The 26,533-nt window shown below is 62.1% G+C and carries 24 protein-coding genes; 7 read left to right on the top strand and 17 right to left on the bottom strand.

Annotation, left to right across the window (positions count from 1 at the left end; genetic code table 11):
* The first annotated feature begins 62 nt into the window (after positions 1–62).
* A complete protein-coding gene (locus ACGKZZ_RS09575; RefSeq protein ID WP_411223321.1) occupies positions 63–2,261 on the top strand; it encodes a primosomal protein N' in 2,199 nt (732 codons plus the stop codon).
* 147 nt (positions 2,262–2,408) lie between these two features.
* On the opposite strand, the gene ACGKZZ_RS09570 is transcribed toward ACGKZZ_RS09575, so the two are convergent.
* The gene (locus ACGKZZ_RS09570; protein WP_411223320.1) at positions 2,409–2,786 is read right to left on the bottom strand and encodes a SnoaL-like domain-containing protein; all 378 of its coding nucleotides are present in this window, start codon (positions 2,784–2,786) and stop codon (positions 2,409–2,411) included.
* Between the two features lie 280 nt (positions 2,787–3,066).
* Here ACGKZZ_RS09570 and ACGKZZ_RS09565 point away from each other — a divergent pair, with 280 nt between their 5' ends.
* The 4 genes from ACGKZZ_RS09565 (at position 3,067) to uvrC (ending at position 7,958) form a co-directional block, all read left to right on the top strand.
* Complete coding sequence (locus ACGKZZ_RS09565) at positions 3,067–3,864, top strand: S49 family peptidase (RefSeq protein WP_411223319.1); 798 nt, start codon at positions 3,067–3,069, stop codon at positions 3,862–3,864.
* A gap of 176 nt (positions 3,865–4,040) precedes the next feature.
* Positions 4,041–4,988, top strand: a complete 948-nt coding sequence (locus ACGKZZ_RS09560; RefSeq protein ID WP_411223428.1) for a calcium/sodium antiporter — start codon at positions 4,041–4,043, stop codon at positions 4,986–4,988.
* Positions 4,989–5,003: 15 nt separating this feature from the next.
* Complete coding sequence (locus ACGKZZ_RS09555) at positions 5,004–5,783, top strand: SDR family oxidoreductase (RefSeq protein WP_411223318.1); 780 nt, start codon at positions 5,004–5,006, stop codon at positions 5,781–5,783.
* A 309-nt stretch (positions 5,784–6,092) separates the two neighbouring features.
* Positions 6,093–7,958: an excinuclease ABC subunit UvrC gene (gene uvrC, locus ACGKZZ_RS09550; protein ID WP_411223427.1), complete on the top strand. Its 1,866-nt coding sequence runs from the start codon at positions 6,093–6,095 to the stop codon at positions 7,956–7,958.
* Between the two features lie 78 nt (positions 7,959–8,036).
* Here the strand turns inward: uvrC and ACGKZZ_RS09545 are convergent, their stop codons facing one another.
* From ACGKZZ_RS09545 to trpS, 13 genes are all read right to left on the bottom strand, one after another.
* Positions 8,037–8,795 carry a TIGR02186 family protein gene (locus ACGKZZ_RS09545; RefSeq protein ID WP_411223317.1) on the bottom strand — a complete coding sequence of 253 codons (759 nt, stop codon included), beginning with the start codon at positions 8,793–8,795 and terminating at the stop codon, positions 8,037–8,039.
* Positions 8,795–9,709 (bottom strand): sulfite exporter TauE/SafE family protein, encoded by a 915-nt coding sequence (locus tag ACGKZZ_RS09540; protein ID WP_411223316.1) that lies wholly within the window; start codon positions 9,707–9,709, stop codon positions 8,795–8,797. The genes ACGKZZ_RS09545 and ACGKZZ_RS09540 overlap by 1 nt, the downstream gene beginning before the upstream one ends.
* Positions 9,710–9,823: 114 nt before the next feature.
* Complete coding sequence (locus tag ACGKZZ_RS09535) at positions 9,824–10,789, bottom strand: ABC transporter permease (RefSeq protein ID WP_411223315.1); 966 nt, start codon at positions 10,787–10,789, stop codon at positions 9,824–9,826.
* A complete protein-coding gene (locus tag ACGKZZ_RS09530; RefSeq protein ID WP_411223314.1) occupies positions 10,789–11,880 on the bottom strand; it encodes an ABC transporter permease in 1,092 nt (363 codons plus the stop codon). The genes ACGKZZ_RS09535 and ACGKZZ_RS09530 overlap by 1 nt, the downstream gene beginning before the upstream one ends.
* Positions 11,873–13,678, bottom strand: coding sequence for an ABC transporter ATP-binding protein (locus tag ACGKZZ_RS09525; RefSeq protein WP_411223313.1), 1,806 nt, complete (start codon positions 13,676–13,678; stop codon positions 11,873–11,875). The genes ACGKZZ_RS09530 and ACGKZZ_RS09525 overlap by 8 nt, the downstream gene beginning before the upstream one ends.
* A 106-nt stretch (positions 13,679–13,784) precedes the next feature.
* Positions 13,785–14,789 carry a BMP family lipoprotein gene (locus tag ACGKZZ_RS09520; RefSeq protein WP_411223312.1) on the bottom strand — a complete coding sequence of 335 codons (1,005 nt, stop codon included), beginning with the start codon at positions 14,787–14,789 and terminating at the stop codon, positions 13,785–13,787.
* Positions 14,790–14,885: 96 nt separating this feature from the next.
* Positions 14,886–15,344: a GNAT family N-acetyltransferase gene (locus ACGKZZ_RS09515; RefSeq protein ID WP_411223311.1), complete on the bottom strand. Its 459-nt coding sequence runs from the start codon at positions 15,342–15,344 to the stop codon at positions 14,886–14,888.
* Positions 15,341–15,916, bottom strand: coding sequence for a tRNA (adenosine(37)-N6)-threonylcarbamoyltransferase complex dimerization subunit type 1 TsaB (gene tsaB / locus ACGKZZ_RS09510; protein WP_411223310.1), 576 nt, complete (start codon positions 15,914–15,916; stop codon positions 15,341–15,343). The genes ACGKZZ_RS09515 and tsaB overlap by 4 nt, the downstream gene beginning before the upstream one ends.
* The gene (locus tag ACGKZZ_RS09505) at positions 15,906–16,469 is read right to left on the bottom strand and encodes a NifU family protein (protein WP_411223309.1); all 564 of its coding nucleotides are present in this window, start codon (positions 16,467–16,469) and stop codon (positions 15,906–15,908) included. Before ACGKZZ_RS09505 ends, tsaB begins: the two co-directional genes overlap by 11 nt.
* A 109-nt stretch (positions 16,470–16,578) precedes the next feature.
* A complete protein-coding gene (locus ACGKZZ_RS09500; protein WP_411223308.1) occupies positions 16,579–17,034 on the bottom strand; it encodes a universal stress protein in 456 nt (151 codons plus the stop codon).
* A gap of 66 nt (positions 17,035–17,100) precedes the next feature.
* Entirely contained in the window at positions 17,101–17,565 is a 465-nt protein-coding gene (locus ACGKZZ_RS09495) for a GNAT family N-acetyltransferase (RefSeq protein ID WP_411223307.1), read from the bottom strand.
* Complete coding sequence (locus tag ACGKZZ_RS09490) at positions 17,562–18,422, bottom strand: branched-chain amino acid aminotransferase (protein ID WP_411223306.1); 861 nt, start codon at positions 18,420–18,422, stop codon at positions 17,562–17,564. Before ACGKZZ_RS09490 ends, ACGKZZ_RS09495 begins: the two co-directional genes overlap by 4 nt.
* Positions 18,423–18,503: 81 nt before the next feature.
* Complete coding sequence (gene trpS, locus ACGKZZ_RS09485; protein WP_411223305.1) at positions 18,504–19,535, bottom strand: tryptophan--tRNA ligase; 1,032 nt, start codon at positions 19,533–19,535, stop codon at positions 18,504–18,506.
* A 107-nt stretch (positions 19,536–19,642) separates the two neighbouring features.
* Between trpS and ACGKZZ_RS09480 the strand changes: the two genes are divergently transcribed.
* Positions 19,643–20,305, top strand: a complete 663-nt coding sequence (locus ACGKZZ_RS09480; RefSeq protein WP_411223304.1) for a rhomboid family intramembrane serine protease — start codon at positions 19,643–19,645, stop codon at positions 20,303–20,305.
* Here the strand turns inward: ACGKZZ_RS09480 and murJ are convergent.
* Positions 20,302–21,849 carry a murein biosynthesis integral membrane protein MurJ gene (murJ, locus tag ACGKZZ_RS09475; RefSeq protein ID WP_411223303.1) on the bottom strand — a complete coding sequence of 516 codons (1,548 nt, stop codon included), beginning with the start codon at positions 21,847–21,849 and terminating at the stop codon, positions 20,302–20,304. The genes ACGKZZ_RS09480 and murJ overlap by 4 nt on opposite strands.
* A gap of 287 nt (positions 21,850–22,136) precedes the next feature.
* Between murJ and ACGKZZ_RS09470 the strand changes: the two genes are divergently transcribed.
* Complete coding sequence (locus ACGKZZ_RS09470) at positions 22,137–22,457, top strand: hypothetical protein (protein ID WP_411223302.1); 321 nt, start codon at positions 22,137–22,139, stop codon at positions 22,455–22,457.
* A gap of 65 nt (positions 22,458–22,522) precedes the next feature.
* On the opposite strand, the gene ACGKZZ_RS09465 is transcribed toward ACGKZZ_RS09470, so the two are convergent.
* Complete coding sequence (locus ACGKZZ_RS09465) at positions 22,523–25,327, bottom strand: [protein-PII] uridylyltransferase (protein ID WP_411223301.1); 2,805 nt, start codon at positions 25,325–25,327, stop codon at positions 22,523–22,525.
* The gene (locus ACGKZZ_RS09460; protein ID WP_411223300.1) at positions 25,287–26,468 is read right to left on the bottom strand and encodes a penicillin-binding protein activator; all 1,182 of its coding nucleotides are present in this window, start codon (positions 26,466–26,468) and stop codon (positions 25,287–25,289) included. The genes ACGKZZ_RS09465 and ACGKZZ_RS09460 overlap by 41 nt, the downstream gene beginning before the upstream one ends.
* Between the last annotated feature and the right edge of the window lie 65 nt (positions 26,469–26,533).

Here is a 26,533-nt window from a genome sequence, read left to right as displayed (position 1 = left end):
TGGGTTGGCCTTTTCTGTCACGGGCTTTACCCCAAGACGAGCACCACTGGAACCCCGAACTCATGGCCCCGACACAAGGATATTTCGATCACGGCGCGCTGATCGGCGTGTTGACCACCCAGCCACTGGACCGGGTGCTGGATTACCGCGCGCCCGAAGGCGGCTGCCATCTGGGTGCCTTTGTCGAAGTGCCGCTTGGCCCACGCAAGGTGCTTGGCGTGGTCTGGGGGCCGGGGCGCGGTGATTGGGATCTTGCCAAGGTCCGTTCGGTCATCCGGGTGCTCGATGCGCCGCCGATGCGCGATGAGCTGATGCGCTTTCTCGAAAAAGCCGGTGCCTACACGCTGACCCCGATGACTGCCATGCTGCGCCTTGCCACCCGCGCGCCGGGGCTTGGCGATCCGCCCTCGATGCGCAAGGTCTACCGTCTGGACGATACCACACCCGAGCGCATGACCGACGCCCGCAAGAAGGTGCTCCACGTGCTGCGCGATATGGGTGGGTTGTCTCTGACGCTCAAGGAACTGGCCGAAGCGGCGGGGGTGACCAGCTCTGTCGTCAAAGGCCTCGTCAAGCTGGGCGCGGTGCGCGAGGAAGACAGCCCGCGCGACACGGCCTTTCCAAGCCTCGATCCCGGCTATGGCGGCAAGGCACTGACCGACGACCAGACCGCGGCCGCCGATATCCTGCGCGAAACGGTGGCCGCAAAGCGCTACGCGACAACGCTGCTCAAGGGGGTGACAGGTTCGGGCAAGACCGAAGTCTATCTCGAAGCGGTCGCGGAATGCCTCAAGCAGGGCAGACAGGCGCTGGTCCTGTTGCCGGAGATTGCCCTGACAGCGGAATTCATCACCCGTGTCGAGGCGCGCTTTGGCGCGCTGCCTGCGGAATGGCACTCCGGCGTCACGGTGACAGAACGGCGCCGCGTCTGGAAAATGGCGGCGCTGGGACGTGCGCAACTGGTCGTCGGGGCGCGTTCCGCGCTGTTCCTGCCGTTCCGCGATCTGGGATTGATCGTGGTCGATGAAGAACACGACACATCCTACAAGCAGGAAGACGGCGTGCTCTACAACGCCCGCGACATGGCGGTGCTGCGCGCGTCGATCTGCGACGCGCAAGTGATCCTTGCCTCGGCGACGCCCAGCTTGGAATCATGGGCCAATGCCGACGCGGGCAAATATCGCAAACTCGAACTCACATCGCGCTTTGGCGAAGCGATCATGCCAGAGATGCGCGCCATCGACATGCGTGCCGAGGATCTGCCGGGATCAAGCTGGATTTCCCCCACACTGCAACGCGCCGTGCAAAAACGGATGGAGGCGGGCGAACAGGCGCTTCTCTTCATCAACCGCCGTGGCTATGCCCCTGTCACGATCTGTCGCGCCTGCGGCCACCAGATCGGCTGTGACCATTGCGACGCGCGTATGGTTGAACACCGCTTCCAGAAGCGCCTCATCTGCCACCAGTGTGGCGAGTCCGTCCCGTTGCCCTCTGCCTGTCCGTCATGCGCCGCCGAGGACAAGCTCGCCGCCGTTGGCCCCGGGGTCGAACGCTTGGCAGAAGAGGCGCAGGCCTTGTTCCCCGATGCCCGATTGGCGGTATTGTCGTCCGATATGTTCGGCTCCGCCCGCGCGCTCAAGGCCGAGATCGAGACCATTGCCAGCGGCGGTGCCGACCTCATCATCGGCACGCAGCTTGTCGCCAAGGGCCACAATTTCCCATTGCTCACGCTTGTCGGCGTGATCGACGCCGATCTGGGCCTGCAAGGGTCGGACCTGCGGGCCGCCGAACGCACGTTTCAGCTGATGCGGCAGGTGGCAGGCCGGGCCGGGCGGGCCGACAAACCGGGGCAGGCGTTGATGCAGACCTACCAGCCCGAACACCCGGTGATCCGGGCAATCCTGTCAGGCGATGAACAGGATTTCTGGACCGCGGAAGCCGGCGAACGTCGCGCCGCCGGTGTGCCGCCCTACGGGCGCCTGGCCGGGATCATCCTGTCCTCTACCGACGCGCAGGACGTGTTCGACCTCGGCAATGCGCTGGCGCGTCAGGATGCACCCCTGCGCCGCGTCGGTGCTCAGGTTTTCGGCCCCGCGCCCGCGCCCATCGCACGCGTCCGGGGCCGCCACCGGGTCAGGCTGTTGGTCAAGGCACCGAAAGGCACCGCCTTGCAACCGGCGCTGGCCGAATGGGTTGCGCCGTTCAAGCTCAAGGGCGATCTGCGCATGGCGATAGATATCGACCCGCAGAGTTTCTACTGACGCCTCGGCTTCTGGATCGACATCCGTCAATCTGGCAACCAGCCTTGTGGCAGGGTGCAACCAGTCCGACCTCCGGCAGCCTCGTGGCGTCGGTACGATGGCGATCCTGGCAAAAGACATCCCTTTCCGGTTTACCGGATGTCTTGCCTATTTCGGCATCATGAAGAATTCTTCGCGAACAATGCTGCCTTCTTCGACCGTATAGACCGCGATCTCGCGCATGGTCATTCGGCGACCGGTTTCTTTCTGCGTCACCTCGACCTCGAACCGCACGGCGAACAGGTTTGGCGGATGGACGTAGGGTCCGTCCGCTTCGAGCCTGTGGATCTCGTGTGCAGCCGCCCAATCTTCGCGTTTGGCTTCAATTGCACCCCGGCCCTTGGCGATCCGCACATCGCGGCCGGGCGGGATGACCGCCTCAACCGATTCCGCGTTCTCGGCATAGAGTTCCGCAACATGCGCGATGCCTCTGCGCTCCCGCATCGCCTCGACGAAGTTTCTCCCGAGTTTGACCAGTTCTTCCATTGGAGTTCTCCTCTCTGCCACCCAAGCATAGCACACCCGCTTGGCGCAGACCTTGACGAGGATCACAAGCTCCGATCCGGGCGTTTTCGGACACGCTGTCTGGCCGCGCTGGGTCAAACCGGAATGCGAAGGCCAAACCCTAACAAAACCTTAATAGGTCCGCTTCGGCCCCAATGTTTCGCGCGCGAAACAATAGGTCAGCCTGCGCGCCCTATCTCTGGTGGGCCATATTTCCCCCTACGCCTTGTATGCTCCGCGCCCGCATTCTAGATGACCCTGCATGAAGCGTTTCATCCCTTTCGTCAAATCCGGTCCCGTGGTCTCCGTCGTGCGGATGCAGGGCACCATCGCGGCGACCACCCGTGGCACGCTCAGCGATGCCAGCCTGCGCGGCCTGCTCGAGAAGGCGTTTCGCAAGGGCAAGCCCGCTGCCGTCGCGCTCGAGATCAACTCGCCCGGTGGGTCGCCTGTTCAAAGTTCGCTCATCGGCGCGCGCATCCGGCGGCTGGCGCAGGAGACCGACGTGCCGGTCTATGCCTTCGTCGAAGACGTCGCCGCCTCGGGCGGCTACTGGATCGCCAGCGCGGCGGATGAAATCTATACAGATGCCTGTTCGATCCTCGGTTCCATCGGTGTGGTCTCGGCAGGCTTCGGCGCGCATGTGTTCCTGCAACGTCAGGGGATCGAACGGCGCGTCTATACGGCGGGCAAGTCGAAATCCATGCTCGACCCGTTCCGCCCCGAAAGCGAAGAGGATGTCGCGCGGCTGAACCGGTTGCTGGGTCAGTTGCATGAAACGTTCATCCAGCAGGTGAAAACCAGCCGCGGCGCCAAGCTCGGGGAAAACCCCGACCTTTACACAGGCGAAATCTGGGTCGGCCAGAACGCGGTCGATGTCGGGTTGGCCGATGACGTGGGCCATCTCGTTCCGATGATGAAAGACCGCTTTGGCGACAAGGTTCGGTTCCGGCGCTACGAGCAGCGCCGTCCGTTCCTGAGCCGTTTCGGTGCGAAACTCACATCCGATGCACTTTCTGCCATCGAAGAGCGCGCCGAGTTCGCGCGGTTCGGGCTGTAACGTGATTCTGAAAATCGTTCTCCTTTTCCTCGTCTTCATGGGTGCCCTCGCCATGTTCGGCAAATTGCGAATTCCCGGCGCAAAGCGCCTTGCCAGCGCCAAATGCCGCAAATGCGGCCGCTACCGGATCGGCAAGGGCCCGTGTCCCTGCTCGGGAAAGGGGCGCTGATATGGTGATGGTTTGGGGCGGCGTGGTTGTCGGTCTGGTGATCCTGCTGCTGGCGGGCGACGCGCTTGTGCGCGGCGCGGTCAACCTGGCCCTGCGCATGGGTATCCCGGCTTTGATCGTCAGCCTGACGGTCGTGGCCTTCGGCACCTCTGCGCCCGAGTTGCTGATTTCGATCAAGGCGGCGATGAACGATGTGCCGGGCATCGCGCTGGGCAACGTTGTGGGATCGAACACCGCCAATGTCCTTCTGGTCTTGGGCATTCCAGCACTGTTGGCGGTGATGCACACCAGCCAGTGCGATACCCGCAAGAGCTATGTCATCATGCTGGTTTCATCGGTGCTGTTCATCGCGCTGGCGTTTCGCGGTGTGTTCGATCCGCTTGCCGGCATTGTCCTGCTGGTCGCGCTTGCGATCATTCTGGGCGATTCCATCCGCGATGCGCTGTCCCATCGCCGCAACGGCAAGGCGCAGGCGGAGACGGAAGAACCCGAAGGCGCGGACCCCAACATGCCGTGGTGGAAGATCCTCGTTTTCCTGGCACTTGGTTTGGTCGGATTGCCGCTTGGGGCCGACTTACTGGTGGACAGCTCGGTCGAGATCGCGACGATTTTCGGTGTCTCGGACACCGTGATCGGCCTGACCCTCGTGGCGCTGGGCACCTCCCTGCCGGAACTTGCAACCACCGTCATGGCGGCCCTGCGGCGTCAGGCGGATGTGGCGCTGGGCAACGTCATCGGCTCGAACATGTTCAATCTGCTGGCCATCATCGGGGTCGCATCCCTGATCGCGCCAATTCCGGTTGCACCGCAGTTCCTCGAATTCGACCTCTGGGTCATGTTGGGTGCATCGCTCGTGATCATTCCGCTGGTCTTTCTCGGGCGCGATCTGACGCGGGTGTGGGGCATTGCCTTGTCTGCGCTCTATCTGGGCTACATTGCCATTGTCATCAGCTAGGGGCAGGGCAATCTTATGAGCAAAGCGTTGGTCACAGGTGCAGGCAAGCGGCTTGGCCGCGCCATGGCGCTTTATCTGGGCGAACGTGGATATGACGTGGCGGTGCATTACGCGTCCTCGGATGAGGGCGCGGCGGAGGTGGCGGACCTGATCCGCGCCAAGGGCCAAAAAGCCTGTACGCTTCAGGCCGATCTTCTGGATGAAGACGAAACACAAGGTGTGATTGCAGGTGCTGTCGACGGGTTGGGTGGGCCGCTGACGGTGCTGGTGAACAACGCTTCGATCTTTGAGTATGACAATCTTCAATCCGCCAGTCGCCAAAGCTGGGACCGGCATTTCGACAGCAACCTGCGCGCGCCGTTTGTCCTTACGCAACGTTTCGCTGCGCAACTGCCAGAGCCGGAGCGCGACGCGGGCGACGAACCCGAGGCACCAGGTCTCATCGTCAACATGATCGACCAGCGGGTGCGCAAGCTGACGCCGGAGTTCATGACCTACACGCTTGCCAAGATGGGATTGTGGACGCTTACCCAAACGGCGGCGCAGGCGTTGGCGCCCCAATGCCGGGTCAATGCAATTGGGCCGGGGCCGACCTTGCGCGGCGCGCGCCAAAGCCCGGCGCATTTCGCTGCCCAACGGGCGGGAACCATACTGGAGCGGGGGGCCGATCCGGATGATATCACCGCGGCGTTGGGCTACTTTCTTGACGCCAAAGCTGTCACCGGCCAACTGATGTGCGTCGATGGCGGCCAGCATCTGGCATGGCAAACGCCCGACATCGTCGGCGTGGAATGATGCACCTGTCGTGCAAGTTTTGCACCGCTCACGTTGACGTTACGAAAGCGTTACGAAAGTCTTAATGTTTTCATAGGCTTGTTCGATGCCTAGAAAAATAAACATTGAAAACAATGGGTTATGCTTGAGCCTAAAAAAGAGGCAAATTTACGAACCTCCCGAAATACAATGGAAATTTCACAACCTCTGAAAGTTCTCCGCAGAGTTATCCACAGAAACCGTGGATGCCTTAACGGTTGCAATGGGGGGTGCCATTGTGCAGCCAACCTCCTAGAATCGGACCCTTGAGTGAATGATCGCGATCTCGACATGACGACCGACACGGAAGACGCAAAATCGACAGGGTACGCCTGTATCCAAAGCTATCTGAAGACGCTGGATTCAAGCCCCGGTGTCTACCGGATGCTGGATGCACAGGCGCGGGTTTTGTATGTCGGCAAGGCGCGCAACCTGCGGGCGCGGGTGTCGAACTATGCGCGCCCCACAGGGCATTCAGGGCGCATCGCGCGGATGATCTCGGAAACCGCGTCGATGATGTTTTTGACGACGCGCACCGAGACCGAGGCGCTGCTGCTTGAGCAGAACCTGATCAAGCAACTCAAGCCGCGCTACAACGTGCTTTTGCGCGACGACAAGTCCTTCCCCAACATCCATGTCACCGAGCACACCTTTCCGATGATCCACAAGCATCGCGGCGCGAAAAAGGACAAGGGCGCGTATTATGGCCCCTTTGCCAGCGCCGGCGCGGTGAACCGGACGCTGAACCAGTTGCAGAAGGCATTTTTGCTGCGCAATTGCTCGGACGCGATGTTTGAAAGCCGCACGCGGCCCTGTCTCTTGCACCAGATCAAGCGTTGCTCCGCGCCCTGTGTCGGCCGTATCAGCGAGGCGGAATACGCCGCCAGCGTGCGCGATGCGGAACGGTTTCTGTCGGGCAAGTCGACCCATGTGCAAGAGACTCTGGCGGCGCAGATGGCCGAGGCGTCGGAAGCGATGGAGTTTGAACGTGCCGCCGCCCTGCGCGACCGCATCCGCGCGCTGACGCAGGTGCAGACGGTGCAAGGCATCAACCCGCGCGGCGTGACCGAGGCGGATGTGATCGCGCTGCATCTGGAAAAGGGACAAGCCTGCGTGCAGGTGTTCTTTATCCGCGCCAACCAGAATTGGGGCAATCGCGACTTCTACCCGCGCGTCGGGCCGGATGTGGAGGAAGCCGAGGTGCTGGAGGCGTTTCTTGGCCAGTTCTACGACACCAAGGAACCGCCGCGGCAGTTGATCCTGTCGCACGGGATCGACAACGAAGATCTGATGACGCAGGCGCTGTCGGACAAGCTGGGCCGCAAGGTCGAGATCGTGGTGCCAAAGCGCGGTGAAAAGGCCGAGCTGGTGGATGGCGCGCTGCGCAATGCGCGGGAATCGCTGGCGCGTCGGATGGCCGAGACGGCGACGCAGGCCAAGCTGCTGCGCGGTCTGGCCGAAGCCTTCGGGCTTGATGCGCCGCCGGAACGTGTCGAGGTCTACGACAACAGCCACATTCAGGGCACCAACGCCGTCGGCGCGATGATCGTCGCGGGGCCGGACGGGTTTTTGAATAACCAATATCGCAAGTTCAACATCAAGGGCGATGATCTGACCCCCGGCGACGATTTCGGGATGATGAAAGAAGTGCTGACCCGTCGGTTCAAGCGGTTGCTCAAGGAAGACCCGGATCGCGAAAAAGGGCTGTGGCCCGATCTGTTGTTGATCGACGGGGGCGCCGGGCAGGTGTCTGCGGTGCGCGAGATCATGGCGGAATACGGTGTCGAAGATGTGGCGATGGTGGGGGTTGCCAAGGGTGTTGACCGCGATGCCGGCAAGGAGGAGTTCCACCGCTCCGGAACGCGCCCGTTTGCATTGCGGCACAATGATCCGGTGCTCTATTTCGTGCAGCGCCTGCGCGACGAGGCGCACCGATTTGCAATCGGAACCCACCGCGCCAAACGCTCAAAGGCCATCGGCGCGACTCCGCTGGATGAGGTGCCCGGCGTCGGTGCGGCACGCAAGCGCGCGTTGCTGGCGCATTTCGGCTCCGCCAAGGCGGTCAGCCGCGCAAATCTTGCGGACCTGAAGGTGGTGGACGGGGTGAGCGAAGCCCTGGCCGAGCGCATTTACGGGTTCTTCCACGAAAACGGCTGATCGCGGCGAGCGGGGCCGATGCCGGAGCCTCGGGCGGAGGTATTTTGAGCCCAAAGAAGCCTGTCTGCGGGAGAGGGTTTAGCCCGAGCGCAACATGCGGAATGCAGCGGACGCGCCCCAGCCGGCGGCGATGGCGATCGCAAGCGAGAGCAGGCCGTACATCAGCGGCTGTTCGCGCGACAGTTCGAACAACCAGCGCTCCATGCCGACCTTGCTGACGTCGATGCTGGTTTCATAGGTGGACACCACACTGCCACCGCGGGTGAGAAAGACGCGGATGGCGTAGTCACCTTCGGTCAGGTTTGCCGGCATGTCGATTTCGGTATTGAACAGCGTTGAATCGCGCAGATCGACACCGCCTTCATCCAGCGCGTAGAGACCATTTGCGGTGCGGATACGGACCAGCGCGTCGGAGAACACCTGTGGTCTTTCGACCGACATCGGTGCTCCGACCGAGCGGATCGCCCGGGGGATGGAAATGGTCTGGCGCAGGTCTTCGGTGTCGCTGATGACCTCGTCCCAGGGGGCCGATGTGGCCACCGCATAAAAGCTGGGCGCGGCATCGACATCGACCGCATCGACATTGACCCAGATACCGAACCGCCGTTCCTTTCGCCGGACCGTCACCGGAACGAGCGGACCGGAGACCGTCACGATGACCTGCAACGGTTCTGCGGTCGGGATCGGTTCCTCGCGCTTGATCGCGCCATAGAGGATGATTTCGGACCCGTCGAAGTTGGTCGAGATCGACACCTGCTCGCGACTGAGGCCAAGAACAACCTCTTCGGCGGACAGCGGTGCGGCCATCAGGGTCAGCAAGAGAAGAACCCAGCGCATCAGTGATCCCCCGCCGCGCCGATCGAGAACAGCTCGGACGGTTGGATCAGGAGGTCCAGCGCCAGTTTGCCGCACACGATCAGCACCATCATCGCCAGCAGGATACGCAACTGTTCGGCCTGAAGCTTGGCTCCGATCACCGTGCCGACCTGGGCGCCGATCACGCCTCCGACCAGCAACAGGACCGCGAGCACCATATCGACGGTATAGTTGGTCGTGGCGTGCAGCAGCGTGGTGAACGCGGTCACGAAGATGATCTGGAAGAGCGACGTGCCGACCACAACCTTGGTCGGCATCCCCAGCAGGTAGATCATCGCCGGTACCATGATGAAACCGCCGCCGACACCCATGATCGCGGCCAGAATGCCCACCAGAACCCCGACGATCACCGGCGGGATCACAGAGATATAAAGTCCCGATGTGCGAAACCGCATCTTGAAGGGAAGGCCGTGAATCCAGTTGTGTTTCTTGCGCGCAGGCGGCTTGCCGGATTTGGTCTTGCGGATCGCGTTCAGGCTTTCGACGAACATCAGCCCGCCGATGATGCCAAGGAAGACGACGTAGCAGAGCTTGACCAGAAGATCGACCTGACCGAGGCTCTTGAGATAGTTGAACAGCGCCACACCCAGTGCCGCACCGACAAGGCCGCCGATCAGCAGCACCGTGCCCATCTTGAGATCGACCGTCTTTCGCCTGAGATGCGCGAGCACACCAGAGAACGACGATGCGACGATCTGGTTGGCTTCGGTGGCAACGGCGACGGCCGGGGGGATGCCGATAAAGAACAACAGCGGCGTCATCAGAAACCCGCCGCCGACGCCGAACATGCCGGACAATATACCGACCATCCCGCCCAGACCGAGGAGCAGGAACGCATTGACCGACACTTCGGCGATGGGGAGGTAGATTTGCATGGTTGTCCATAAACCCAACTGTCAGGCCGTTTCAAGCGGTCCGATGACAGGCGGGTGAAAAGGACGGGGGCGACTGGCCCCCGAAATGAGTATTTTTGGAGAGAAGACGCGGGATCAGCGCTCTTTCACGTAAGGCTCGCCCCCGGCGCGGGGCGGGATTGCCTTACCGACGAAACCCGCAAGGATCACCACGGTCAGAATGTAGGGCAACGCATCCATGAACTGAACCGGAACGGTGAAGGCACCGAGGTCGATGTTCTGGTAACGCAGGGCGATCGCTTGCAGCAGGCCGAACAAGAGGCAGGCGTAAAGCGCGTACCAGGGACGCCACTTGGCGAATATCAGGGCGGCCAGTGCGATGAAGCCGCGCCCGGCGGTCATGTCTTTCACAAAGCCAGCTTGCAGCGCGGTGGCGAGATAGGCGCCTGCAATGCCGCACAGCACGCCGCAGATGCCAACCGCGACATAGCGCAGACCGATCACCGAGACGCCGGCCGTGTCGACCGCTTCGGGGGCTTCGCCAACGGCGCGGAGGCGCAGGCCGAAGCGGGTGCGATAGAGAACCCACCAGGTCAACGGCACCATCGCGAAGGCGACATAGACGAGGATCGAGTGACCGGAGATCAATTCGGCATAGATCGGGCCAAGGATGGGAATCCCCGAGAGGGCGTTCGCGCCGGGCAGAATAATCGCCTCGAACCGGCCTGCGCCGATGAGCGACGGGGTGCGGCCCCCTTGGCTGAACCAGTCCTGTGCGATGAGAACGGTAAGACCCGCCGCAAGGAAGTTAATCGCCACGCCGGAAATCAGCTGGTTGCCGCGAAAGGTGATGGAGGCCAGCCCGTGCACGATGGAGAGCGCAAGAGATGCGGCGATGCCTGCTGCAAGGCCGATCCAGACATCGCCGGTGATCGACGCAATTGCGGCGGAGAAGAAGGCGGCGGCAAGCATCTTGCCCTCAAGCCCGATGTCGAAGATGCCCGCGCGTTCGGAATAGAGCCCGGCGAGACAGGCCAGTAGCAACGGCGTGGCAAGGCGCACGGTGCTGTCGAGCACCTGCAAAAGGGTGGCGAAATCCATCAGGCTTTCCTCCGGCGGGCGAGAAAGAGTTTTTCGAGCGGCATTCGCACCATGTTGTCGAGCGCGCCGGTAAAGAGAATCACCAGCGACTGGATCACGACGATCAGTTCGCGCGGGATGTTTGTCCAAAGTGCCAGTTCCGCACCGCCCTGGTAGAGAAAGCCGAACAGAAGCGCCGCCAGAAACACGCCAAGCGGATGGGACCGGCCCATCAGCGCGACCGCGATGCCGATGAATCCGGCCCCTTCGGTGGCGTTCATCACAAGGCGTTCGGCCTCTCCCATCGTGGTGTTGATGGCCATCATGCCGGCCAGACCGCCAGAGATCAGCATGGTGACGACGGTGATCTTGACCGGGCTGATGCCCGCATATCTGGCGGCGGATTCGGATTCGCCAAAGGCGCGGATTTCATAGCCGAGCCGGGTGCGCCAGATCAGCACCCAGACCAGAAGGCAGGCCAGCACCGCGATGAAGAAGGACACGTTGGCGGGCGAGCCGCGGAACATGGGTTCGGCCGCTGTCGAGAACATGTCCTGAAACGTGGGCAGGTGGGTCGGTTCGGGAAAGCGTGCGGTTGCAGGGTCCATCGCGCCCTGGGGGCGGAGCACGTTCACGAGGATATAGTTCAGAAAGGCCGCGGCGATGAAGTTGAACATGATCGTCGTGATGACGATATGGCTGCCGCGTTTGGCCTGAAGATAGGCCGGGATCAGCGCCCAGAGCGCACCGAAGATCGCCGCCGACGCTGTCGCACCGATCAGTGCGATGTACCAGTTGGGCCACGGGATATAGAGGCAGCACAGCGCCACGCCGAGGCCGCCGATCATTGCCTGACCTTCGCCGCCGATATTGAAGAGGCGAGCGTGAAAGGCGATGGCCACGGCAAGGCCCGTGAAGATGAAATTGGTCGCGTAATAGAGCGTGTAACCCCATCCCGACGATCGCATCAATGCGCCGTCGACCATCAATTTGAAGGCGGCAATCGGGTCTTCGCCGATGCCGATGATCACCACTGCGGACAGGATCGCAGCAAGCAAAAGCGAAAACAGGGGGACGAGGACCGCATCGGCCCAGCCGGGCATCTTATCCATTCTTGTCGGTCTCCTCGGTGGGCGGGGTCGGGTCGGTCGAGCGGGCCGGTGGCGTCAGGGGGTTTGCAGCGTCGCCGCTTTCCGCCTCGTCTGCCGGCGCGGGCTGCGCCGCTTTGGGAAGGGCCTCTGTTTCGGCAGCAAGGCTGGGATCGTGCGTCTCCGCCTCGTCATGCGCTGCCTTTTGCAAATCACCGTCCGACAGCGCCATCGGCGAGTCGGGAACGTGCGCGTGGTCGGTGTCGGTGATCCCGGCCATCAAGAGGCCCAGTTCCTTCTCGTTCGTTTCGGAGGGCAGGCGTTCGCCCATGATCTGACCATCGAACATCACCGCGATGCGGTCCGAGAGTGCAAAGATCTCGTCAAGCTCGACCGAGACCAGCAGGATCGCCTTGCCTTCGTCGCGCAGGCGGATGATTTGCTGATGGATGAACTCGATCGCGCCGATATCGACGCCGCGGGTGGGTTGGCCGATCAGCAGGATATCGGGATTGCGTTCGATCTCGCGGGCCAGAACGATCTTTTGCTGGTTGCCGCCGGAAAAATTGCGTGCCGCGAGTTTGGGGTTGGGCGGGCGCACATCGAACCGCTCCATCTTGGCGGCGGCCTCGGCCTTGATGGCGGCGTTGTTCATCAGCGGTCCGGATTGAAGCGCCGGATCGCGGTGATAGCCGAAAATCGTATTTTCCCACGCGGTGAACGCCATGATCAGCCCTTCGCGGTGGCGGTCTTCGGGCACATGGGCGATGCCGCGCGCGCGCCGCGACTGGCCGTCAGAGGCGCCGCCCGTCAGATCGAGATCCTGACCGTTGACGCGGATTGTGCCGGTGGCGTCGGCGTAGCCGCCCAGCACTTCGAGAAGATCGGATTGGCCGTTCCCGGCGACCCCGGCGATGCCAAGGATTTCACCGGCGCGGACCTCAAGCGAGATGCCCTTGAGCCGTTCCACGCCCTTTTCGTCAGTCCGGCGGAGGTTTTCGATTTCGAGCACCGGTTCGCCGGGCTTCGCAGGAGATTTGTCGACCTGCATCAGCACCTTGCGGCCCACCATCATCTCGGCCAGCCGTTCGGGGCTGGTTTCCGAGGTCTTGACGGTCGCCGTCATCTCGCCACGCCGCATCACCGACACGGTGTCGGTGGCGTTCATGATCTCGCGCAGCTTGTGGGTGATGAGGATGATCGTCTTGCCCTCGGCGCGCAGGTTGTCGAGGATGCGGAACAGGTGATCGGCCTCGGCGGGGGTGAGCACGCCGGTGGGTTCGTCCAGGATCAGGATGTCCGCCTGCCGGTAGAGCGCCTTGAGGATTTCGACCCGCTGCTGGTGGCCGACGCTCAGGTTTTCGATGATGGCGTCGGGATCGACGTTCAACTCGTATTCCTCGGCCAGTTGCTTCAACACACCGCGCGCCTTGTTGAGCGAGGGGCGGAGCAACGCGCCGTCTTCGGCACCGAGGATGACGTTTTCCAGAACGGTGAAGTTCTGCACCAGCTTGAAATGCTGGAACACCATGCCGATCCCGGCCTTGATGGCGGCCTGACTGTCGGGGATGTCGGTTTTTTTGCCGTTGATGAAAATGTCGCCGCTATCGGCTTTGTAGAACCCGTACAGGATCGACATCAGCGTCGACTTGCCTGCGCCGTTTTCGCCGATGATGCCGTGAATCGTGCCGGGGCGCACGCTGATCGAGATGTTCTTGTTGGCCTGTACCGGACCAAAGGCCTTGGAAATGCCTTTGAGTTCGATCGCGGGGTGATCGGGCGCGGCAGAGGCTTCGGTCTCGGAGGCAACAGCGGTGGTCATGGCCTATCCCTGATTTTGTGTCCGGGTCTTTTTTGCTGTGCCCGGCTGACTCGATGGGGCGGCCTTTGCGGGCCGCCCCGATTGTAACGCTAAGACTTGCGCCCGATCAGAAGTTGATCGCAGGGCAGCTGTCATTTGCATAATAGCTGACGACTTCGATGTCACCGTCGATGATCTTCTGACGGGCCTCTTCCACAGCGGTCATCATCTCGTCGGTGACCAGCTCCTTGTTGTTGTCATCGACCGCGACGCTGACGCCTTCTTCGGCCAGACCAAGCGTCTTGCCAACGCCGGTTTCAAGATCGGCTCCCGCCATCAACGAGTCGTAGACGGCCACGTCCACACGCTTGAGCATGGAGGTCAAAACCTTGCCCGGATGCAGGTGGTTCTGGTTGCTGTCGACACCGATGGACAGAATGCCCTCGTCGGCGGCGGTTTGCAGCACGCCCACGCCTGTGCCGCCAGCGGCTGCATAGATCACGTCAGCGCCCTGGCTGACCTGCGCCTTGGCCAGTTCGGAGCCTTTCACCGGGTCATTCCAGGCTGCGGGCGTGGTGCCCGTCATGTTGGCGATGACCTTGATGTCGGGATTTACGGCCTTGACGCCCTGCGCATAGCCGCAGCCGAAATGGCGGATCAGAGGCACGTCCATGCCACCGATAAAGCCTACGGTGTTGGACTCGGTCGCCATCGCGGCCATCATTCCGACGAGGTAGGAGCCTTCGTGCTCCTGAAAGGTGATCATCTGAACGTTCGACGGAATCTCGGGCAGGAAGCCGTCGATGTTCACGAACTTGGTGTCGGGATAATCGGGAGCCACCTCTTCAAGCGAGGATGCGATGGCAAAACCGGTGGTGATGATCGGGTTGGCACCGGATTCCGCGAAACGGCGCAGCGCCTGTTCGCGTTGCGCTTCGGACTGGATCTCGATCTCGAGATATTTCTCGCCGGTTTCCTCGGCCCAGCGCTTGGCACCGTTATAGGCCGCTTCGTTGAAGGATTTGTCGAACTTTCCGCCCAGATCGTAGATCAGCGCAGGCTCGGCGGTTGCCGCGCCACCGACCAGCGCCATCGCGGCGGCGGCACTGTAAAGTTTTTTCATTAGGGTCATCTTGCAGCTCCCAGGTATTGACCGCGACGGCTTGATTGCGTCGCTTGATAAGATCAGGTGATCAGATGCAATTTAGGACGCAGGCGGGGCAGAGGGTCAACCGCTTTCTGCATCAAGCCCTTGTGACGTTGGAAGAGTTGCGGCGCCAATCGGGCGGGACAACAGCAACGCGTCGTCTTTTCGACCATCGCGCAGTGTGTAATAGCCGTGGCGTTCGCCAACCTGCGCGAATCCCTTCGCCGCATAAAAGGCGCGCGCGGCGGCGTTACTGCGCGCCACATCCAGAAAAACGCGCTCTGCGCCCTGCGCTTGAGCGGCTTGAAGAAGCGTGTCGAGCAAGCCTGTCGCCACGCCCGTGCGTTGCGCAACCGGATCGGTTGCGATGGACAGGATTTCACACTCTCCGGCGACGATCCGGGCGATCAGCCCTCCATGTGTCGTGGTGAAAAAGACAGTGTGAGGCGTGGCGAGCGACGATGCGACCTCCTCTGTCGACCAAGGGCGCATGTGGGTATAGGCGCGATCCATCAGCCGCGCGAAGGCCTCTGGTGTCACGACAGGATCACCGGGGCTGCATTGCGGGCAGGGGCTGCATCGGCGGGTTTGATGTAAAGCGGCTTGGGGCGGTCCGCCGATTGCGGATCGGCTTTCGCTGCACACTGCGCCATCGCGATCACCAGCGCCTTGGCATCTTCCAGGAACACAGGAGAGTCCACCGCATCGGCGGCGCATAAAAGAGGCTCGCCGCCGGCTGATTGGACGTAGAGCATATCGCGCGGGGCGGATACGGCACCGGTGGCTGCGGGGTGCACATGATGGATTGCGTCGAATGTCGAAACGCCGATGGTAGGAATGCCCAGCCCCAGCGCCAGTCCGCGCGCGGCTGAAACCGAAATGCGGATGCCTGTGAAGTTGCCCGGCCCGATCCCCACGCCGATGCGCGACAGGTCGGTCCAGTTCTTGCCGGCGTCGTGCAGCACTTCCTGCAATAGCGGCATCAAGCGTTCCGCCTGACCTTTGGCCAGTGTCTCCACCTGGCACGCAAGCAGCTCGTTCCCGCATAGCAAAGCGGCTGCGCAATGCGCAGCCGATGTGTCGAACGCCAGGACGAGAGAGTCAGACGGCAACCGGGCGGACCTCGGTCACTTCGGGGATGTAGTGGCGCAAGAGGTTCTCGATCCCCATCTTGAGCGTCAAAGTGGAGGACGGGCAACCTGCGCAGGCACCTTGCATGTGCAGGTAAACCACGCCGCGATCAAAACCGTGAAACGTGATGTCACCGCCATCCTGTGCCACGGCAGGGCGGACGCGGCTATCAAGCAACTCTTTGATCTGGTTCACGATTTCGCCATCTTCGCCGGTGTGCTCCGCGTGCCCGGACGGCGCCTTTGCGTCACCCGCCATGACCGGATCGCCGGACTGGAAATGCTCCATGATCGCGCCCAGGATCGACGGTTTCAGATGGTCCCAATCGCGGTCGTCTTCCTTGGTCACAGTCACGAAATCATGGCCGAAGAACACGCCTTTGACGCCCGTTATCGCAAACAGACGAGACGCCAGTGGCGACGCCGATGCGCCGTCAGCGGAGGGAAAATCGGCTGTTCCCATGTCAAGCACGGTCTGACCGGGCAGGAACTTGAGCGTGGCCGGGTTGGGCGTGGATTCTGTTTGAATGAACATGACGACATCTCCTGATGGGCCATCCTTATATGCGGTCTCGCCCGGCTGGCGTCAAGGTTTAGAACGGTTCTAAAGTCCTTGCCGGCGCGTGACGATCTGGGCGGACAAATCAGGTGATCGCTTCCAGCCGTTCCTTGGACAACTCACCCGGTACGATGGTGATCGGAATGGGCATGTTGCCGACGTTCTTGGTCAGTTGCGTGACCAGCGGGCCGGGGCCCTTCTTGTCGGAATTGGCCCCGAGAACCAGAACGCCGATCGCCGGGTCTTCGTTGACCTGTGCGACGATCTCGGCCACCGCTTCGCCTTCGCGGATCACCAGTTCGGGGTCGACGCCCTGCTTGTCGCGCATCCATTTGGCGAACACTTCGAAATGCGCATGAATCCGCTCCCGCGCCTCTTCGCGCATCACTTCGCCAACGCCGATCCAGTGGTTGAACTCGTCCGGCGAAATGATCGACAGGATCGCGACGCCGCCTTTGGTCTTGGCGGCCCGCATGGCGGCAAACCGCATGGCGTTCAGGCATTCGCGGCTGTCGTCCAGCACCACAAGGAATTTACGCATTGGTGGTCTCCATGTGCGGATCATGCCGCAGGACGGGGGGCCGTGCAATAGAACTTGCGGCGTAAGTCATGCGACTGTCGTGGGAATTTCGAGCAACGGCAGGCGGCGGCCGGGGATTGCGTCGGACGCGACATCGCCCACCTGCGTTGCCCCATGCGCGAGGTAGAACGGCACGGCCTGAGGATCGGAGTCGATCTGAAACGACAGATACCCGTTGCTTAACGCTTCTGCCTTGGCCCAGCGGATCAGCGCGGTTCCAATGCCTTTTCCCATGCGATTGGGGCAGACAAAAAGTCTGGTCAGCGCAGCGATTGGGTGTGACAGGTCGAGTTGCGCAACTCCGGTGAAGGATGCGCCTTCACGCGTCACGGCCACCGGCGTTGCCAGATCGTTTTGCGTCAAGCGCAAAACGTCCCGGCAGGCAGCCATGAACGCGGCGTCATAGCCCCAGTATGCCTTGGATCGCATGCAGAGATCGGACAGCTCCGCCAGGGTTTCATCGGTTGCCGTTGTCAGCCGCGTGGGCGTCATTCCGACAGCGCCCAGTCCCAGTAGAGCTCGCGTGCGCGACGTGTCATCGGGCCTACCTGATACGACTGGTCCTCGATCCCGGTGACGGCGGTGACCTTGCTCATGTTGCCTGACAGGAACACCTCGTCCGCGTCCTCGAAATCGGCAAAGCCCAGAACGGTTTCATGCACGCTCACGCCATCAGCGCGCAGATTGGCCATATGCCGCGCGCGGGTGATTCCGGCCAGAAACGTGCCGTTGGCGATCGGTGTGAACACCTCTCCGTCCTTGACCATGAACACGTTGGCGGTGGCGCTTTCGGCGACATTGCCCAACGCGTCGGTCACCAGAGCATTGCCGAACCCGCGCGCGCGCACCTCGGCCAACATCCGTGCGTTGTTGGGGTAAAGGCAGCCCGCCTTGGCATCGACCACAGAGCTTTCCAGCACGGGCCGCCGGAACCGGGTTTTGCCGAGCGTGACGGTAGCGGTGTCGGGGGCAAAAGGGATTTCCTCAAGGCAGATCGCAAAGCCGGTCTTGGTGGACAGCGGCACGATGGCGCTCTGGTCACCGTCGATCGCCCAGTACATCGGGCGGATATAGACCGCAGAGTCTTTGGAAAACGCAGCAAGCCCGTCCCAGACGATCTGCACCATGTCTTCGGCAGAGACCGTCGGCGTTACCATCAACGCCTTGGCCGAGCGGTTCACCCGTTGGCAATGGGCCAGCAGGTCGGGCGCCACGCCGTTGACGTATCGCGCACCGTCGAACACGCCGCTTCCAAGCCACGCGCCGTGATCGGCGGCGTTCATGATCGCGACATCACCGTCGTGCCATGCGCCGTTGAAATAGGTGCGAATGTTCTTGCCGATTGCCATGATGACTTCCTGTTTTCCGGTTCAGCGTAGAAGCGCGGCGCATAAAGGTCCAGTCGAACCCGGCGTCGCTCGACGGGGCGTTCAGCCAGTCATGCCGACGATTTCATAGGTGCGCTTGAGGATCGGTGCGGCGATCAGGCGCGCTCGTTCGGCACCGTCAGAGAGGATCGCATCAATCTCGTCGGGTTGTCGCATCAGGCGCGCCATTTCCGAGGAAATCGGCGACAATTTGTCGACCGCGAGATCAGAGAGCATCGGCTTGAATTCCGAGAACGGCTTGCCGCCGACTTCGCGCAGAACGTCGTCAACCGACTGCCCTGACAGCGCGGCGTAGATGTTCACGAGGTTGCGCGCTTCGGGGCGGTCGTCCAGACCCTTGGCTTCGGATGGCAGCGCATCGGGGTCGGTTTTCGCCTTGCGGATCTTTTGCGCGATGGCATCGGCATTGTCGGTCATGTTGATCCGGCTGGCGTCGGACGGGTCGGATTTCGACATCTTCTTTGATCCGTCGCGCAACGACATCACCCGCGTTGCCGCGCCTTCGATGACGGGTTCGGTGATCGGAAAAAACTCCTGCCCGAAGTCGTGATTGAACTTGGTGGCGATGTCGCGGGTCAGCTCAAGGTGCTGTTTCTGGTCTTCGCCCACCGGCACATGCGTCGCGTGATAGACAAGGATATCCGCCGCCATCAGCGCGGGATAGGCAAACAGCCCGAGCGAGGCGTTTTCCTGGTTTTTCCCCGCCTTGTCCTTCCACTGCGTCATGCGCTTCATCCAGCCCATGCGGGCGACGCAATTGAACACCCAGGCAAGCTGCGCATGCTCGGCAACCTGGCTTTGCTTGAACAGGATGGACCGGCTCGGGTCAATGCCGCTGGCGAGGTAGCCCGCCGCAAGTTCGCGCGTCTGGCGGCGCAGGGCGTCGGGGTCTTGCCAGACCGTGATCGCGTGCATGTCGACCATGCAATAAAGAGTTTCAAAGCCGTGGTTCTGCATCTCGGCGAACCGCTTCATCGCGCCGAGGTAATTTCCCAGCGTCAGCCCCCCGGAGGGCTGAATCCCCGAGAATACCCGGGGTGTGAAAGCGGGAGAGCTTTGGACCCCCTCGGACATGGCGAAAACTCCATCTGGCAAATGCGTTGCGGGTGGCTTACCCATGGCACCTATTGCCGTCAAGCAAGGGCCGAAGCTCAGTGACACATTCGCATAACGAACCTCCTTTGAACCCGCTGCCTCCGGTGGTGATTGCGTTGTTCCTGATCGTGGTCGGGCTCGAAGTGGCGTTCACGCTGGGTGCGCGTGGGATCATCGGCGGTCCAGCCGCTGTCGGCTGGAGATTGGGCGTGCTGGAGCGCTTTGCCTTTTCGGCCGAGATCTTCACATGGATGCGCGAAACGGGGCGTTGGCCGCTCGAGCATGTGGCGCGGTTTCTCACCTATCCGTTCGTTCATGCGAGCTTTACCCACGCACTGTTTGCCGGGGTCATGCTATTGGCGCTTGGCAAGATGGTGGGTGAGGCGATGGGCAGTGTCGCGGTGATCGCCATCTTCTTTGGCTCTGCCGCCGGAGGCGCGTTGGTTTATGCTTTGGTGATCGGCAGTGCGGCACCGCTTATTGGGGCATTTCCAGCGGTTTACGGATTGATCGGCGGGTTCACCTACATCCTGTGGCTGCGCCTCGGACAGACCGGAGAAAACCAGATCCGGGCATTCACCCTGATCGGGTTCTTGCTCTTCATCCAGTTGGTTTTCGGCTTGCTGTTCGGATCCAATCCCGAATGGGTTGCCGACCTGTCGGGCTTTGCGATCGGCTTTGCCTTGTCGACCGTTCTCGTGCCGGGCGGCTGGAGCAAATTGGTCAACCGCTTGCGTCAGCGCAACTAGGGCTGTCCCCGTCGGAAGGCGCGGGCGAAATCGCTCAGCGCGAAGGCGCCGAGCATTTGTCCGGCGATGGCGTAACTGACGATTCCGAGCGCGATCAGTGCGGCCAGGGCGATGAAGCGAATGCCGGCAATCTCGAGAAACGGGCCGATCAGAACCGTGCCCGCCCAAAGCACCGCGCCCATGATGATCGAGGCGAGGCAAATCCGCCAGACGCGACGGCGAAAGCGGGCATCGAAACGCGCCACATCGCCCAGTTTTCGCCCCCCTCGGGCGAGCAGCCAGACCATCACCCAACCCGCCAACGTGGTGGCAAAGGCGGGTGCGATCCAGCCGATATAGGGGGCAAGCCCAATGGCGATTGCCGCGTTCACGATCATTGCCCAAACGGCATATTTGAAAGGCGATTTGGTGTCTTCGCGGGCGAAGAAAAGTGGTTGCAGAACCTTTTGCAGAACGAAGGCCGGAAGGCCCAGTCCATAGACTGCGACCGCCATCGCAATGGCCGCGCTGTCGTCGGTTCCGGTAGCCCCGCGTTCGAACAGGACACTGACGATGGGCAGCGGGATAATGACCAGCGCGACGGCGGCGGGAATGGTTAACGCGAGGGACAGTTCTCCGGCGCGCGAAAAGGCGTGTTTGGCGCCGGTGTCGTCTTGTGCGCTGAGCCTGCGGGAAAGGTCGGGGAGAAGAACGATGCCGACGGCGATGCCGACCACGCCGAGGGGCAGCTGGTAGAGCCGGTCTGCGGCGTAAAGCCAGCCGACGGCCTTGTCAAAATGGGACGCAACCTGTTGACCGACAAGAAGATTTATCTGCATCACCCCGCCAGCGAGCGCGGCGGGTATGGCGACGATGACCAGCCGCTTCATCGCCGGGGTCCAACGCGGGCGCGACGGCCTGAGGCGCAACCCGGCGCGGTCGGTGGCCCACCAGACAAGGGCGAGTTGGGCGACACCTGCGAGCGGGATTGTCCAAACCAGCCAGAGAACCACCTTGCCCCCGATGAAATAAGCGCAAGCCATTGAAACGCAAACGAAAATATTGAGAAACACCGGCGCGGCGGCAGCGGCGGCAAAGCGGCCCGTGGCATTGAGGACACCGGAGAACAGAGCGGTCAGCGAAATCAGCAGGATATAGGGGAAGACGATGCGGCCATAGTTAACGGTGAGGGCGAAGCGTTCATCTCCGACAAATCCGCCTGCCGTGGCCCAGACCAGCACCGGCATGAAGACCATCGCCAGGGCGCTGAGGATCAGCAGGATGAAGGCCAGCCCGCTGAGCGCCTGGGTGGCAAAGCTCAAGGGCGCGTCATCCGCCTCTAACCGCTTGGAAAACATGGGAACAAAAGAGGCGTTGAACGCGCCTTCGGCGAAGAAGCGGCGGAACATGTTGGGCAGGCGGAACGCGGCGACGAAGGCATCCATCACCGGGCCGGGGCCGATGAGGGCGAGGATCATGACCTCGCGCAGGACACCCAGAACGCGGCTCATGAGGGTCCAGAAACCGACGGTCATGACACCGGAGATGAGGCGGATCGGTTTCATAGCGCTCCTTGCGAGTTTTGACGGGCGTAGAGCAGAAATCGCGCGTGGAAAAGGGGCGGTTGTACGAATGGAGCGTACGGGCCGTACGGTTCCGGCGCGGTTCTGGCGGATTTTGCGCCGATTTTCAGGATCGGCGCGGAGCGATCCGGGCAACCGTACGATGCGCCGGGGTGAGCCGTACGGTCCAACCGTACAAGAGCGATGTTGCGCAAAAACCGCGCGCCGCGCTTACGATTTGTCAACATTTCGCCGGCAAGGTGGTGTCACTCGCTGCCAGGAGGAGTGCGATGTACAGGTACAATCTGTCCCCGTTGGAGGATATCAGCACCGACTGGCTGCGCGCCAATCTGAGGCATGTCTTCGATCAGGTGAATTTTCACGAGGTGCGCTATGCGGTGCTGCGACGGGGACGACCCGTGGCGGGAATCGTTCCGATCACCGAAGCGCGTGCGCTGTTCGAGGCCACGCGGGCGGACCGGCAGTACCGCGACATCCATCGACAGCTTCAGGCGCGGGATGAAGACCGGCTGCGGTCGGCGGTGAAGGAGATGGGGGAGAGTGACAGGCAGGAGACGGGATTTTTCAGGACGGAGGGACTCGGAAGATGAGGATGACAGGGCGATGTGATGTTCATAATTCCCGAGCTTTGTGGGCACGGGCGGGATGGTGCGCGCTATTCCTTGGCGCGCCGCGCGCCTTCGGCAATGGCCTCTCGCAGTTTGGAATCGAGTGATTTTTGCTTGGCCTCGGAATAGAATTTCAGCCCGAACATGTCCTTCACATAGAAGGTATCGACCACCTGTTCGCCATAGGTCGCGATGACGGCGGAGGCGATATAGACGTTGGCGTTGGCCATCGTGCGGGTGAGATCGTACAGAAGTCCGGGCCGGTCGCGGGTGTCGACCTCGATGATGGTGTAGATCTCGGATCCTTCGTTGTCGAACGTGATCGAGGTGGGCACGCGAAAGGCGCGTTCGCGTTTCTTGATCTTGTCGCGCGGTTTGATCGCGTCGCCAGCCACGACCTGACCGCGCAGGGTCTTGGAGATCATGTCGCGCAGGCGCGGGATGCGAGCATTGTCATACGGGGAATCGTCGCCGTCCTGAATCCAGAACACGGCGGTGGCATAGCCGTCCTTGGAGGTGAAGGTGCGGGCATCGACGACATTGGCCCCCACAGACGCCAGCGCACCGGCAAGCCGCGAAAAGATGCCGGGATGATCGGTCAGCGCGAAACACACGCGGGTTGCGTCGCGATCTTCGTCAAGATGGATATCGACCTTGATTTCATTGTCGTCGATGTCGCGCAACAGTTCGGCAAAGATGACATGCGCGGTGACGTGCAAACCTTGCCAATAAGGGGGGTAATGGCGCGACGTTTCTGTGCGCAGCGCCTTGGCGTCCCAGTGCGACAGGGCTTCGCGCAGCGCTTTTTTGGCCTCTGCACCGCGATTTTCGCGATTCAACGCCTCCATCCCGTCTTCCAATGCGCTCCGGGTCTGGCGATAGAGGGCGCGGATCAGGGTGGCCTTCCAGTTGTTCCAAGTGCCCGGGCCAACGCCGCGAATGTCGCACACGGTCAGCACGCAGAGCAGATCGAGCCGTTCCTTGGTCTGGACGGCCTTGGCGAAGTCGCGCACGGTTCGCGGATCGGCGATGTCGCGTTTCTGCGCCATGTCGGACATCAGGAGGTGATAGCGCACCAGCCATTCGACGGTGGCGACTTCTTGCTTGTTCAGCCCGAGCCGCGGCGCCACCTTGCGGGCGATCTTGGCGCCCAGAACGGAGTGATCCTCATCGCGCCCCTTGCCGATATCGTGCAGCAGCAGGGCGACGTAGAGGATTTTGCGATTGATGCCCTCTTTCAGGATGGTGCTTGCGACCGGCAATTCCTCGGTGAGATTGCCATGTTCGATTTCCGACAGATGCCAGATGCACTGGATGGTGTGTTCGTCGACCGTGTAATGGTGATACATGTTGAATTGCATCATCGCGACGATGGGTTCGAATTCGGGAATGAAGGCGGCCAGAACGCCCAATTCGTTCATCCGCCGCAGGGCGCGTTCGGGGTTTCCGTGTTTGAGCAGAAGGTCAAGGAAGATGCGCTTGGCTTCCTTGGTGTCGCGCATGTCGGCGTCGATCAGGTGCAGGTTCGCGCTGATCAGGCGCATCGCGTCAGAGTGGATCAGAAGCCCGGTGCGCAGGGCTTCCTCGAAGATCCGCAGCAGGTTCATCTTGTCTGCGAGAAAGGCGCTTTCGTCCTTGATATAGAGGCGGTTGTTGATCACGTCGTAATCGGGTCTGGTTCTTGGCGCGCGTTTGAACAGACGCATGAGCAGCGGTGGCTGCTTTTGCTCCGCAGCCTCGAGGGAGGTGAGGAAAATGCGGGTCAGGTCGCCAACGGCGGTGGCGTGACGGAAGTAATCCTGCATGAACCATTCCACGGCGCGCCGCCCGCCGGTGTCGGCATAGCCCATGCGGTCCGCCACCTCGACCTGCATGTCGAAGGTCAGCTGTTCGGTGGCGCGGCGGGCGGCCAGGTGGAGGTTGCAGCGCACGGCCCAGAGGAAATTGGCCGCCTTCACGAAGGTCTGGTACTCCTCGGGGTGGAAGACACCGATGCGCACCAGTTCCTCGATGTCGTCGGTGCGGTGCAGGTATTTGGCGATCCAGAACAGCGATTGCAGGTCGCGCAGCCCGCCCTTGCCCTCTTTCACGTTCGGTTCGACCATGTAGCGCTGGCCCTGTTTGATGTGACGCTCGTCACGTTCGATCAGCTTGGCTTCGATGAATTCGCTCTCGGTGCCTTTGAACAGCGTGTTCCAGAGCCGCGCATCAAGGTCTTGAGCCAAGGGTTCATAGCCGACCAGAAAGCGCTGTTCGAGCATGGTGGTGCGGATGGTGAAATCCTCGGCCCCAAGGCGCAGGCAATCCTGGATGGTGCGCGAGGAATGACCGACCTTGAGCTTGAGATCCCACAGGATGTAGAGCATCGATTCGATCACGCTCTCGGCCCAGGCAGTGATCTTGTAGGGCGTCAGGAACAGCAGATCGACATCGGAATAGGGGGCCATGTCGCCTCGGCCGTAGCCGCCGACCGCGAGGATCGCCATGCGTTCGCCCTCGGTCGGGTTGGGGTTGCGGTGCATGCGCCCGGTGACGACCTCCCAGACCAAGGTGACAAGTTGATCGGTGAGCCAAGTGTAGGCTTTGATCACAGGCGCCGCATCGCGTGGGGCGGCGCTCAGCCTCGCGGCAATCGCGGCCCGCCCGTCGGCTTGCGCCGGGTTGAGGCACGCAACGGTCGCTGCGCGGATCGCGCGTTCGTCCTGCGCCTCCTCGACGCTCTGCCAGAGCGCGGATCGCAGTTTTGGAACGTCGAGGATGTCGGCGAACGTGTCGGGGGCGACACGCTCCGGGGTCGAAGAGGGCAGTGGATCAGAAGCCTGCGCCGCCGAAGCCGGATGGGGCTGGGTCAAGGATTGTCACCTGATTGTTGCGCACGGTGGCCACGGCGAGCCCGCGTTCATTGGTGCCGTCCGGGCGGATGCGGAACACGCCGTTGGCCCCTTGGAAACCGGAGTTCTGGGTCAGCGCGCGGGCGCTGAGCGCATCTGCGCGACCCTGGCGGGCAAGCGCGCCGACAGCGGCGATGCCATCGAACGCAAGACCTGCAAGCGGGTGCGGTTCGGATCCGAAACGAGCGCGGTAGCGGCTTTCGAACGCGTTGGTCGCGGCGGTATCGGCAAGCGTGAAATAGCCACCCTGCGCTCCGGGCATGGACAGGATCTGCGGTGGCACGTCCCAGCGCGCGAGGCCGAGATACTGCGTTGTGGCGGGGGCGATTCCGGCTTCTGGCATCAGTTGCAGCAACATCGGCAACGCGCCAGCCGCGGTGGAGGTCAGAAACACGGAATCCGCGCCGCTGGACTGGATGCTGTCGCGGATGCGCGGCACCGCGGAGGCGACGCCTTGCTGGGAGAACGGAAAGGATTGGACAGCGGCGACCCGCACACCGTTCTGTGCGGCAGCGGCCTGGATCGCGGTCTTGCCGAATTCGCCCTCGACGTTTTGCGGGTGCACGATCACGACCGAATTGCGGCCCTGCCGCGACGCGTAGCGCAACAGGCGGTCGGCGGTGTTGCGGAAGGTCGGACCGAGGATGAAGACGTTGCCGCCCGCGATGCTCGGGTTGTTGGAAAAGCTCAGCACGTTGATGCCGTTGTCGGCGACCGCAACACCGGCCGCATTGGCGGCTTCGCCGAAGAGCGGTCCAAGAATGATCTGGGCGCCTTCGGCAACGGCGGTTTCGGCCTGCACGGCTGCGCGCTGGGCGTTGCCGGCGGTGTCATAGACACGCAAGTCGATCTCGACCCCGTCGAGAGAGGCCAGCGCAAGGCGGGCGGCGTTTTCCAGGCTGCGGGCGATACCACCGGCGCCGCTGTCGCTTCGCGGGATCAACAGGGCCACGGGGATGGGGGCGTTGGTGTTCACACGCGGACCGGACCCGCCACCTGCACCAGCCATCATGGCGGGGTCACAAGCGGCAAGCCCCATGAATGCAGCCACGGCCACGGCTTTGCGCAACAACTTGCGAGGGGCGGACAAAACAGCCAACATAAAACGCACTCCCTGATCGCGCCACACCGATGGTGACGCTGATTATTGATTGGGAGCGATAATAG

The organism is Marivita sp. S2033, from assembly GCF_046592965.1.
GTDB lineage: Bacteria > Pseudomonadota > Alphaproteobacteria > Rhodobacterales > Rhodobacteraceae > Marivita.
This window is presented reverse-complemented; position numbering and strand designations above follow the sequence as displayed.

Excerpts from the sequence above, each read along its gene's own strand:
- ACGKZZ_RS09495 (WP_411223307.1), bottom strand. The coding sequence starts at position 17,565 with ATGACGCCCACGCGGCTGACAACGGCAACCGATGAAACCCTGGCGGAG.
- ACGKZZ_RS09460 (WP_411223300.1), bottom strand. The coding sequence starts at position 26,468 with ATGTTGGCTGTTTTGTCCGCCCCTCGCAAGTTGTTGCGCAAAGCCGTG.
- ACGKZZ_RS09520 (WP_411223312.1), bottom strand. The coding sequence starts at position 14,789 with ATGACCCTAATGAAAAAACTTTACAGTGCCGCCGCCGCGATGGCGCTG.
- ACGKZZ_RS09560 (WP_411223428.1), top strand. The coding sequence starts at position 4,041 with ATGGTTTGGGGCGGCGTGGTTGTCGGTCTGGTGATCCTGCTGCTGGCG.
- ACGKZZ_RS09470 (WP_411223302.1), top strand. The coding sequence starts at position 22,137 with ATGTACAGGTACAATCTGTCCCCGTTGGAGGATATCAGCACCGACTGG.
- ACGKZZ_RS09545 (WP_411223317.1), bottom strand. The coding sequence starts at position 8,795 with ATGCGCTGGGTTCTTCTCTTGCTGACCCTGATGGCCGCACCGCTGTCC.
- ACGKZZ_RS09490 (WP_411223306.1), bottom strand. The coding sequence starts at position 18,422 with ATGGCAATCGGCAAGAACATTCGCACCTATTTCAACGGCGCATGGCAC.
- trpS (WP_411223305.1), bottom strand. The coding sequence starts at position 19,535 with ATGTCCGAGGGGGTCCAAAGCTCTCCCGCTTTCACACCCCGGGTATTC.
- ACGKZZ_RS09505 (WP_411223309.1), bottom strand. The coding sequence starts at position 16,469 with ATGTTCATTCAAACAGAATCCACGCCCAACCCGGCCACGCTCAAGTTC.
- ACGKZZ_RS09500 (WP_411223308.1), bottom strand. The coding sequence starts at position 17,034 with ATGCGTAAATTCCTTGTGGTGCTGGACGACAGCCGCGAATGCCTGAAC.
- ACGKZZ_RS09575 (WP_411223321.1), top strand. The coding sequence starts at position 63 with ATGGCCCCGACACAAGGATATTTCGATCACGGCGCGCTGATCGGCGTG.
- ACGKZZ_RS09565 (WP_411223319.1), top strand. The coding sequence starts at position 3,067 with ATGAAGCGTTTCATCCCTTTCGTCAAATCCGGTCCCGTGGTCTCCGTC.
- ACGKZZ_RS09530 (WP_411223314.1), bottom strand. The coding sequence starts at position 11,880 with ATGGATAAGATGCCCGGCTGGGCCGATGCGGTCCTCGTCCCCCTGTTT.
- ACGKZZ_RS09570 (WP_411223320.1), bottom strand. The coding sequence starts at position 2,786 with ATGGAAGAACTGGTCAAACTCGGGAGAAACTTCGTCGAGGCGATGCGG.
- ACGKZZ_RS09535 (WP_411223315.1), bottom strand. The coding sequence starts at position 10,789 with ATGGATTTCGCCACCCTTTTGCAGGTGCTCGACAGCACCGTGCGCCTT.
- ACGKZZ_RS09540 (WP_411223316.1), bottom strand. The coding sequence starts at position 9,709 with ATGCAAATCTACCTCCCCATCGCCGAAGTGTCGGTCAATGCGTTCCTG.
- ACGKZZ_RS09525 (WP_411223313.1), bottom strand. The coding sequence starts at position 13,678 with ATGACCACCGCTGTTGCCTCCGAGACCGAAGCCTCTGCCGCGCCCGAT.
- ACGKZZ_RS09555 (WP_411223318.1), top strand. The coding sequence starts at position 5,004 with ATGAGCAAAGCGTTGGTCACAGGTGCAGGCAAGCGGCTTGGCCGCGCC.
- murJ (WP_411223303.1), bottom strand. The coding sequence starts at position 21,849 with ATGAAACCGATCCGCCTCATCTCCGGTGTCATGACCGTCGGTTTCTGG.
- uvrC (WP_411223427.1), top strand. The coding sequence starts at position 6,093 with ATGACGACCGACACGGAAGACGCAAAATCGACAGGGTACGCCTGTATC.